Annotated in this window: 5 protein-coding genes; 4 read left to right on the top strand and 1 reads right to left on the bottom strand. The window is 70.0% G+C overall.

From position 1 onward, the window contains the following. The first annotated feature begins 566 nt into the window (after nucleotides 1–566). Nucleotides 567–2,459: a glycoside hydrolase family 18 protein gene (locus D7V77_RS08060; RefSeq protein ID WP_120575684.1), complete on the top strand. Its 1,893-nt coding sequence runs from the start codon at nucleotides 567–569 to the stop codon at nucleotides 2,457–2,459. 30 nt (nucleotides 2,460–2,489) lie between these two features. Here D7V77_RS08060 and purL read toward each other — a convergent pair whose 3' ends face one another. Continuing rightward, nucleotides 2,490–6,386, bottom strand: coding sequence for a phosphoribosylformylglycinamidine synthase (purL, locus tag D7V77_RS08055; RefSeq protein ID WP_120575683.1), 3,897 nt, complete (start codon nucleotides 6,384–6,386; stop codon nucleotides 2,490–2,492). A 258-nt stretch (nucleotides 6,387–6,644) separates the two neighbouring features. Here purL and D7V77_RS08050 point away from each other — a divergent pair, with 258 nt between their 5' ends. The 3 genes from D7V77_RS08050 (at nucleotide 6,645) to D7V77_RS08040 (ending at nucleotide 10,331) form a co-directional block, all read left to right on the top strand. Then, complete coding sequence (locus D7V77_RS08050) at nucleotides 6,645–8,534, top strand: M4 family metallopeptidase (RefSeq protein ID WP_120575682.1); 1,890 nt, start codon at nucleotides 6,645–6,647, stop codon at nucleotides 8,532–8,534. A 132-nt stretch (nucleotides 8,535–8,666) separates the two neighbouring features. Further along, nucleotides 8,667–9,224 carry a DUF2378 family protein gene (locus D7V77_RS08045; protein ID WP_120575681.1) on the top strand — a complete coding sequence of 186 codons (558 nt, stop codon included), beginning with the start codon at nucleotides 8,667–8,669 and terminating at the stop codon, nucleotides 9,222–9,224. A 12-nt stretch (nucleotides 9,225–9,236) separates the two neighbouring features. Then, nucleotides 9,237–10,331: a hypothetical protein gene (locus D7V77_RS08040; protein ID WP_120575680.1), complete on the top strand. Its 1,095-nt coding sequence runs from the start codon at nucleotides 9,237–9,239 to the stop codon at nucleotides 10,329–10,331. Nucleotides 10,332–10,335: the final 4 nt, after the last annotated feature.

Here is a 10,335-nt window from a genome sequence, read left to right as displayed (position 1 = left end):
CGCGGCGTCGGGTCCTTGGCGACGCGGCGTCTGCTCCGCTGCTCCGCAGACGAGCAGGAGGCTCCCTCTTCTGACGTCATCTCCCTTCTACAGGACCCATCAGATTGCTTATTCCGCGCAACCCTCCTGTCGGACAGGTTTTGAGGCAACCGGGCCCGGGCGGGCGCCTCTGTCCGTGCCCTACCTTGGTGTTCGCTCACGCATATCGTCGCGCCCCTGTCGGTTCGGCGTGGCCTCAAGCCCATGCGGCGAGATCCGTCCGACTGTCGGACAAGCAAACCGTCCTCGTCACCTGCCGGGTCGGCTCGACCTGGGGACTCGTGCGGCGGAAACCGGTCCGACAGTCGGACAGGTTTTGAGGGAACCGGCCCCGGGCAGAGGCTTCAGTCGGTGCGTCAACCTTGGCGTCCGCGAACTCATGACATCGCGGCCCATCGCGGCGCTCCGTTGGGATCGAGAGCTCACGGAAAACTTCGGGTCGCGGGACTCTTTGACGAACTCATGGCGGCCTGGCTGGTGCCTCGATGCAGGACGCGCCTCCCCTCCCTCTGCGAGGATGGGAGACCATGCGACGACCTCCGGCTGGACTCCGGGTGCTGCTGACCGCGCTCTTGCTGGGCGGTGTTTCCCAGGGGGCTCCCCCTCCGAAAGCAGCGTCTCCCACGCAGCCCCTGGTGACGTGGCTCTATCAGGACCGATTGGCCCCGCCCTGGGAGGACCTGACGTGGGCCGGGGCGCACGCGATGAGCGCCACCGTGGCAGGGGCCTCGGGCAGCCACGCCATCACCGTGACGATGGGGCCATGGGAGGCGCTGTACTTCGGCCATCCGGGCTTCGATGTGTCACCGGATGACACGCTGGTGCTGAAGGTGAACGGCGGGAAGGATGGCGCGAACGCGGCGGTGCGCGCGCGCGTCGTCATCGGCTCCGAGCAACCCGTGGGCGTGCCGCTGGGCCCCACTTGCGAGGGCGGCGCCATCCCGGCCCGGAAGTGGACGACCTGCCGCGTGCCCCTGGCGAAGCTGCTGCCTGAAGGCCGCACGCGCATCACGGGCCTGTGGCTCCAGGAGGACAGCGGCAAGACGCTGCCGCCCCTCTCCTTCGACGACATCCGCATCGAGCAGGGCCTCCGGCCAGTGACCCTCACGCTCGAGACGCCTGCGGTCTTCCTGGCTCCGGGCGCCACGCACGCCTTCCGTGCCACCGTGACAAACAGCCCGGACACGGAGGTGGCATGGAGCGTGGAGCCTGGAAACGAACGGGGCTCCATCAGCGCCGCTGGCGTCTACACCGCGCCTCGCAAGCCGGGCACGTACCGGGTGATGGTCCGGAGCAAGGCGGACCCGAGCCAGGTCGCCCAGGCCAGCGTGGTGGTGAGTGCATCCCCAGCCGTGAAGGGTCCGCCGGGCCAGGGTGGCAAGTGGGTGTCGGGCTACTACACGGGCTGGAACGCGGACGACTATCCGCCGGAGAAGGTGGACTTCAGCGCGCTCACGCACATCCTCGTGGGCCGCGTCACTCCGAAGGCGGACGGAACACTGAGCACGAAGTTCGACAACGACCGGGGGCCGGAGATCGCCCGCACGCTGTCGAAGCGCGCGCATGCGGCGGGCCGCAAGGCGCTCATCATGGTGGGCGGATCCGGTGAGCACGACGGCTGGGTGGGCGCCGCGTCCGACGCGAACCGCGCAAAGTTCGTCCGCTCGCTGCTGAAGGCGATGGACGACTTCGGCTACGACGGGCTGGACCTGGACTGGGAGCCCGTGGAGAAGGAGGACCGGCCGAAGCTGCTGGCCCTGGTGAAGGCCCTGCGCGAGGCGCGGCCGAAGATGCTTCTCACCTTCCCCCTCCACTGGATCAACACCAACTTCCCCACTGACGCAGACCCCTGGTTCGCGGAGCTGGCGACGTACTTCGACCAGATGAACCTGATGTCCTACGAGATGATTGGCGCGTGGGACGGCTGGATGTCCTGGCACACGTCCGCGCTGAAGGGCGAACAGGGCCTGCACCCAACGTCCATCGCGTCCAGTCTGGACCTGTGGGTGAAGGCCGGCATCCCCAAGGCGAAGCTGGGCATCGGCATCCCCTTCTATGGCCTCGCGTGGCGCCACATCACCGGGCCCTACCAGCCCTTCACGAACTGGTCCGACTACGTGGGCGGGGACAACTCGTTCACCTACAAGAAGATCCTCCGCTTTTCGAAGCAGGGGAAGTACCAGTGGGACGAGAAGGCCCAGGCCAGTTACGTGACGTTCGCCCCGGACAAGCTCGTGGAGGACGGCACGGTGACGTGGATCTCCTACGACAGCCCGCAAGCCATCGCAGCCAAGGGCGCCTTCGTGAGGCAGGAGGGCTACGGCGGCACCATCATCTGGACGCTCAACCAGGGCTGCACGGACGCGGAGACCGGCGCCAACCCGCTGCTGGACGCGGTGAAGGCGGCCTTCCTCCCGTAGCGGCGAGGAAGGCCCCGTCCCGCGGACGCGTCAGCCCAGGGTGACGCGGGCGTTGCGGAACATGCGCATCCAGGGGCCGTCCTCGCCCCACTCCGCCGGGTGCCAGGAGTGCTGCACGGTGCGGTGCACCCGCTCCGGGTGCGGCATGGTGATGGTGAAGCGCCCGTCCTTCGTGGTGACGCCCGCGATGCCGTGCGGCGAGCCGTTGGGGTTGGCCGGGTACTTCGCCGCCACCTGGCCCCGGTTGTCCACCCAGCGCGTCGTCACCAGGTTGGAGGCGTTGAAGCGCGCGGCGGCCTCCGCGTTGGCGAACTCCGCCCGCCCCTCACCGTGCGACACGACGATGAGCATCCGGCTGCCCTCCATGCCCTTGTAGAAGAGCGACGGCGACGGCGCGATTTCAACAGTGCCCAGGCGGGCCTCGAACTGCTCGGACGCGTTGCGCACGAAGCGTGGCCAGCCTTCCGCGCCGGGGATGAGTTCTCTCAGCTGCGCGAACATCTGGCAGCCGTTGCACGCGCCCAGACCGAAGCTGTCCGGCCGCGCGAAGAACTCCGAGAAGGCGTCGCGCGTGCGCGGGTTGAAGAGGATGGATTTGGCCCACCCGCCGCCCGCGCCCAGCACGTCGCCGTAGCTGAAGCCGCCGCACGCCATCACGCCGTGGAAGTCCTTCAGCGACACGCGGCCCGACAGCAGGTCGCTCATGTGCACGTCCACCGCGGCGAAGCCCGCCCGGGTGAACGCCGCCGCCATCTCCTGCTGGCTGTTGACGCCCTGCTCTCGCAGCACCGCCACGCGCGGCCGGGCCCCCTTGGCGATGTACGCCGCCGCCACGTCCACGACCGGGTCGAACGTGAGCACCGGCGACAGGCCCGGATCCTGCGCGTCGCACTTCGCGGCGTATTCCTCCTCCGCGCAGGTGGGGTTGTCGCGCAGCTTCTGGATTTCGTAGCTCACGCGGGACCAGGTGCGCTTGAGAGCCACCGTCTCCTCCGCGAGCAACTCCCCGCCGCCGTGCCGCACGCGCACCACCTGCTGGGACGTGGGGCGCCCCAGCTCATGGACGTGCGCGCCCAGGCCGTGGCGGGTGAAGGCATCACGCACGCGCGCCACGTCGGACGCGCGCACCTGCACCACCGCGCCCAGTTCCTCGTTGAAGAGGGCCGCCACCGCGTCGCCACCCAGCGGGGCCAGGTCCACGTCCAGGCCGCAGTGGCCCGCGAAGGCCATCTCCGCGAGCGTGGCCCAGAGACCGCCGTCGGAACGGTCGTGGTACGCGAGCAGCACGCCCGCCGCATGGAGCTCCTGCACCGCGGAGAAGAAGCCCTTCAGGGCCGCCGCGTCATCCACGTCCGGGCACTCCGGGCCCACCTGCTGGTGCACCTGCGCCAGCACGGACGCGCCCAGCCGCTGCCGGCCCTTCGCCACGTCCAGCAGCAACAGGCGAGTGTCCCCTGCCACGTCCACCGGCTGCGGCGTCAGCGTGACGCGCGCGTCCAGCACCGGAGCGAACGCGGTGATGATGAGCGACAAGGGCGCCGTCACCGCCTTCTTCTGGCCGTCCTCCTGCCACTGCGTGCGCATGGACATGGAGTCCTTGCCCACCGGGATGGCGATGCCCAGCGCGGGGCACAGCTCCATGCCCACCGCGTGCACGGCGGCGTAGAGGTTCGCGTCCTCGCCGGGGCTGCCCGCCGCCGCCATCCAGTTCGCGGAGAGCTTCACGTCCGACAGCTTCCCGATGCGCGCCGCCGCCAGGTTGGTGAGCGCCTCGCCCACCGCCATGCGCGCGGAGGCCGCCGCGTCCACCAGCGCCACCGGCGTGCGCTCGCCGAGCGCCATCGCCTCGCCCGTGTTGGACATCAGCGACGACAGCGTCACCGCGCAGTCCGCCACCGGCACCTGCCACGGCCCCACCATCTGGTCACGCGCGGTGTGTCCGCCCACGGAGCGGTCGCCAATGGTGATGAGGAACGACTTGTCCGCCACCGTCGGGTGCGACAGCACCGCGTGCGCCGCGGCTTTCAAATCGGACGGGGTGCTCAGCGGAGCGTGCCTCAGGGGGCGCGACGCGAACTCGCGGTGCATGCGCGGCGCCTTGCCGAAGAGGACGTCCATGGGCAGCGCGATGGGCGTGTCCCCCAGCTCGCGGTCCGTGAGCGTGAGCACCTGCTCCGCCGTGGCTTCGCCCAGCACGGCGAAGGGGGCGCGCTCGCGCTCGCACAGCGCGGCGAAGCGCGCCAGGTCCTCTGGCGCAACGCCCAGCACGTAGCGCTCCTGCGCCTCGTTGCACCAGATTTCCACCGGGGACATGCCCGGCTCGTCGTTGGGCACTTCCCGCAGCTCCAGCCGGCCGCCCAGGTCGTTGTCGTGCGCCAGCTCCGGCAGCGCGTTGGACAGGCCGCCCGCGCCCACGTCGTGGATGGAGCGCAGGGGGTTCTGGTCGCCCAGCATCCAGCACTGGTCGATGACCTCCTGGCAGCGGCGCTCCATCTCCGCGTTGTCCCGCTGCACGGAGGCGAAATCGAGGTCCGCCGCGCTCGCGCCCTGCGCCATGGAGGACGCCGCACCGCCGCCCAGACCGATGAGCATCGCCGGGCCGCCCAGCACGATGAGCTTGTCGCCCGCGCGCAGCAGGGCCTTCTTCACGTGGCCCGCGCGGATGTTGCCCAGGCCGCCCGCCAGCATGATGGGCTTGTGGTAGCCGCGCACCTCCACTCCCTCCGGCGTGGGCACGTGCTGCTCGAAGCTGCGGAAGTAGCCGGTGAGGTTGGGCCGGCCGAACTCGTTGTTGAACGCGGCGCCGCCCAGCGGGCCGTCCACCATGATGTCCAGCGCGGACACGATGCGGTCCGGCTTGCCGTAGGCCAGCTCCCACGGCCGCGCGTAGTCCGGCAGGCGCAGGTGGCTGACGGAGAAGCCGGTGAGCCCCGCCTTGGGCTTCGCGCCGCGCCCGGTGGCGCCCTCGTCGCGGATTTCACCGCCCGCGCCCGTGGCCGCGCCCGGGTACGGCGAGATGGCGGTGGGATGGTTGTGCGTCTCCACCTTCATCATGATGTGGGCCGGCTCGCGCACGGTGCCCCACTCGCGCGCTTCGCCCTGGGGGAAGAAGCGCTCCACCTCGAAGCCCTCGATGACGGCGGCGTTGTCCTTGTACGCGGACAGCACGCCGCCCGGGCTCTGGGCGTAGGTGTTCTTGATGGCCTGGAACAGCGAACGCTCGCGCGGCTCGCCATCCACCGTCCACGACGCGTTGAAGATTTTGTGGCGGCAGTGCTCGCTGTTCGCCTGCGCGAACATCATCAACTCCACGTCGGTGGGGTTGCGCTGGAGCTCCGTGAAGCGCGCCACCAGGTAGTCGATTTCGTCCTCCGCCAGCGCCAGGCCCAGCTCGCCGTTGGCCTTCGCCAGCGCCGCGCGGCCTCCGCCCAGCACGTCCACGCGCGTGAGCGGCCGGGGCGAGTCCGTGCGGAACAGCACCTCCGCGTCCTCCAGCCGGGGCAGCACCGCCTGCGTCATCCGGTCGTGCAGCACCGCCTGCACGCCCTCCGCCTCATTCGCGTCCAGCTCCCGGCCACCGGGGCCGGTGAGGAAGAACGCGATGCCGCGCTCCATGCGGCGCACCTGCGTGAGGCCACAGTGGTGTGCGATGTCCGTCGCCTTGGAGGCCCAGGGAGACACCGTGCCCGGACGCGGCACCACCAGGAGCAGCGTGCCCATGCGCTCGCGCTTCGCCGTGTGGGGGCCGTACTCCAGCAGGCGCCCCAGCCGCTCCGCCTCGTCCTGCGTCAGCGCCGCCGACGTGTCCGCGAAGTGCACGAACTCCGAGTAGAGGGTGGCCACCGACGGCACCCGCTCCCGGCAACGGACGAGCAGCTTGGCGAGCCTGAATTCGGAGAGGGCCGGAGCCCCGCGCAGCGTGAGCATGAAGGTCCTTGCGAACGGGTGACGGGAGGTAACAGCGGGGCCGTCCTTATCACCGCGCCTCGCGTCACAACGTCCGGAGTTCGTGCCAGGACGCCCGCACAGCACCCAGGTGGGTGAACCACCGCCGACGTGGGCGCCCCTCCGTCTTGGGACTCCTTTCCAACACTCCCAGTCTTCATGGAATTCACCTGACAGTCGGTGCTCCATGCTTTGTTCGCGAGGCTTCACAGACTCGTTTCGTCACACTGGGGGCATGTCATGACGCGAAAGAACCGCTGGCTCCTCGCCGGCCTGACGTTCACGCTGTCCGCATGTAGTTCGGGAGGTCCTGACGCCGAGGCGCCTGCCGCTCCTTCTGAAACCCGCCTGGGAGACCTGAAGTCGGCGCTGGGAGCGCTGCCCAGCGCGGAGGTGCGGGGGGTGCATGCGGACGGCGTGCCCCAGTTCATCCAGGGCGCGCTGGGCACGACGGGACGGCCCCTCTCCGGCGCCAGCGCCTGGCAGGCACACGCGCTCCTGGAGCCCACCCTGCTGCGCGTGCTGCCCGCCTTCCGGCTGACGGCGAAGGACGTGGTGCCCAAGCGCATCCACACGGACGAACTTGGCAATACGCACCTGCGCTACGCGCAGACCAAGGGCGGGCTCCCGGTGGAGAATGAAGAGCTCATCGTCCACGTGGATGCACGGGGCCAGGTGTACGCGGTGAACGGCACCGCGCGTGACGGCGAGCCCCTGCCAGCCCCTGCTCGCATCGCGCCGGAGACCGCGAGCGCGGCGGCGCTGGCGGCGTCCCCAGCGGGCAGCAGCGCGGGAGCGCCTCGCGAGGTCTTCATCCGGCCGACCCCGGAGGCGTCCCTGGTCCGCGCCTTCGAGGTGGTGGTGTCCGGACAGGACGCGGACGGCATGTCCCTGCGCGACCGCGTCTACGTGAGCGCGGCGGACGGCCAGGAGGTGCTGCGCGCGCCGGAGATCCACGCCGCGCGCAACCGCACGGTGTGCTCGGTGGGCGGCACCAACAACGGCACGTGCAGGATTGAAGGACAGGTGGCCACCGGCGACACGGCCATCGACACGACGTACGAAAACCTGGGCCTCTTCTACGACTGCTTCCAGGCGAACTTCGGCCGTGACTCGTACAATGGCATGGGCGCCCCGCTGCTGGCGCAGGTGCACTACGGCACCAGCTACGTGAACGCGTACTTCGACGGCACGAAGCTGGTCTGCGGTGATGGCAGCCTGCCCCAGTTCGGGCAGCCGTGCGAGGACCCGGACATCGTCGTGCACGAGTTCATGCACGGCGTCACCGAGACCACGTCCGACCTCATCTACAGCGGCGAGTCCGGCGCGCTCAGCGAGTCGCTGTCGGACATCTACGCCGCCACCTGCGGCAGCTGGGCCTCGGGCACCTGGAGCACCGCGACGTCCGTGTGGCACATCGCGGAGACGGCCTGGACTCCCGGCACGTCCGGGGATGCCCTGCGCTACATGAACGACCCCGCGGCCGATGGCTCCTCCGTGGACTACGCCCCGGACCTGAACGGTGGCACGGACGTGCACTACGGCTCCGGCGTGGCCAACCTGGCGTTCAAGCTGATGGCCACCGGCGGCATGCACCCGCGAGGCAAGACGCTGGTGAACGTGCCAGCCATTGGCGTGGAGGCCGCGGCCCACATCTTCTGGTACGCCAACATGAACCTTTTCACCCGCACCACCAACCTCTACTCGGCCAGGTTGGCGACGCGGGTGGCGGCGCAGAGCCTGGGCTACAACACCGCCGTCCAGGACGCGGTGGATGCCGCGTGGAGCGCGGTGGGCGTGGGCGTCACGACGACGCCCTCCTGCATTCCGCTGCCCAACAACACCACGGTGTCCCTCATCTCCGGCAACGCCTCGTCGCAGAAGTACTACTGCTTCGACGTGCCGGCGAACACGCCCTCCACGGTGAGCATCTCCGGCGGCACCGGGGACGTGGACCTCTACACGCGCTTCGACTTCGCGCCCACGACCCAGATTTACGATTGCCGTCCCTACCTGACGGGCAACAACGAGACGTGCAACCTGGCGGCGCGGCCCATCGCCGGCCGGCAGTACCTCCTGCTCCGGGGCTTCACCGCCTACAGCGGCGTGAGCCTCTCCGTGGCCTGGTGACGCACCGGGCGCTTCCCCCCTCACCGCGTACCCGCGGTGAGGGGGGGCGCCAGGGGGCTGGCCTCCTCCCGGGCCCTGGGCGAAGAATGCGCGCCCGGGGCCTGTTCAGGTCCCGGCAAGGACAGAAGGGCCATGAGGGACGAGCGCGTCATCTTCAGCAGCAGCGTGGACAGCCTGTACCGCAAGGTGCTGGCCCCCTCCCTGACGCCCGAGCTGGTGGACCGGCTGCGCGCGCGGGGGTTGAACCTGCACGCCCCGCTGCTCGCCGCGTACCCCCTGGCCGTCTGGGTGGACTGCCTGGAGGACACGGCCCGCACGCTCCACCCCGACCAGCCGGTGGAGCAGGGCCGGCGCCTGATGGGCCGGCGGATGGTGGAGGGCTACGCGCAGACGCTGGTGGGCGGCGCGGTCCTCACGCTGGCCCGCGTGGTGGGGCCCATGCGCTCGCTGGAGCGCATGCAGCACAACTTCCGCAGCGGCAACAACTACACGGAGACGCGCCTCACCGTGCTGGGCCCCGCCCAGGCGGACCTCTGGTTCAACGAACCGGAGGCCCTGGAGGGCTTCGTGGACGGCGTGCTGGAAGAAGGGATGTTGCGCGTGGGAGTCCAGGGCTTCACCCTGCACCGCACCCGCCACTCGCCCGATTCCGCCACCTATCACCTGGAGTGGGCCGACCGGTCCTCCTGACACCCTGCCTTCATGTCTTCCATCCTCTCGACGCTGCCCGCCCTCTACCAGGACCTCCTGCCGGCCTTCTTCCGCAAGGACGCGCCCACGGAAGAGAAGGCCACCTGCTCCAACTGCGCCATGAGCCGCGCCTCCGCGCAGGCCACGGTGGAGTCCGTGGACGGGGCGGAGCACCTGTTCCGGCCGGACACCAAGTGCTGCACGTATCAGCCGCGGCTGCCCAACTACCTCGTGGGCGCGCTGCTGTCGGATGACTCGCCGCAGATGGCGGAGGGGCGCCGGCGCATCGAGGCGAAAATCGACAGCCGCATCGGCGTGAGCCCGCAGTGGGTGAAGCCGCCCGCGAAGTTCAACCACCTGTACAAGAACGCGCACCAGTTCTTCGGCCGCGCGTCGTCGCTGCGCTGCCCCTACTACGCGCTGGAGTCCGGCGGCTGCACCATCTGGGCGTACCGCGAGTCCGTCTGCTCCACGTTCTTCTGCAAGTACGTGGCGGGCCGGGACGGCCAGCGCTTCTGGATGTCGCTCAAGACGTACCTGACGCTGGCGGAGTTCCAGCTGTCACGCCACGCGCTGCTCCAGCTGATGCCGGAGTTCCTCCTGGACGGCCGCGACAAGGCGGAGGTGGCCACCGGCCCGCTGTCCGTGGAGGACCTGGACGACGCGGCGCCCCCGGCGAAGGTGTACGCCGCGCTCTGGAAGGGGTACGCCGGGATGGAGAAGGACTTCTACCGCGCCTGCTACGACGCCGTGCGCGCCGTGTCCCGGGACGGGCTGGAGCGGATGCTGGGCCTGGACGGCACCATCGAACAGAAGGTGCTGGAGAAGCTGTACACCCAGGCCACCGCGCCCGCGCTGCCGCGCGTGCTGCGCTTCAACCCGGAGGCGACGGTGAAGTGGCTGCCGGACGGGAGCGTCGCGCTGGGCTTCTACAGCGAATACGACGCGGTGGCGCTGCCCGGTGAGGCCTACTCGCTGCTGGTGGAGTTCACCGGCCAGAAGCCCGTGGAGGCCGTCCGCCAGCACCTGCGCGACCACAAGCAGGCGGACCTGGATCCAGACATCCTCCTGGAGCTGCACCGGCACCGCATCCTCATCGAGCCTTGAGAGG

It is taken from the genome of Corallococcus sp. CA041A (assembly GCF_003612075.1).
In the GTDB taxonomy this organism is placed as follows: Bacteria; Myxococcota; Myxococcia; order Myxococcales; family Myxococcaceae; genus Corallococcus; species Corallococcus exiguus.
Note: the sequence above shows the minus strand (reverse complement) of the source record. Positions and strands in the feature narration are given on the sequence as shown.

Bases quoted from the DNA above. Each gene is read 5' to 3' on its own strand.
- D7V77_RS08060 (WP_120575684.1), top strand. From the start codon at position 567: ATGCGACGACCTCCGGCTGGACTCCGGGTGCTGCTGACCGCGCTCTTG.
- purL (WP_120575683.1), bottom strand. From the start codon at position 6,386: ATGCTCACGCTGCGCGGGGCTCCGGCCCTCTCCGAATTCAGGCTCGCC.
- D7V77_RS08050 (WP_120575682.1), top strand. From the start codon at position 6,645: ATGACGCGAAAGAACCGCTGGCTCCTCGCCGGCCTGACGTTCACGCTG.
- D7V77_RS08045 (WP_120575681.1), top strand. From the start codon at position 8,667: ATGAGGGACGAGCGCGTCATCTTCAGCAGCAGCGTGGACAGCCTGTAC.
- D7V77_RS08040 (WP_120575680.1), top strand. From the start codon at position 9,237: ATGTCTTCCATCCTCTCGACGCTGCCCGCCCTCTACCAGGACCTCCTG.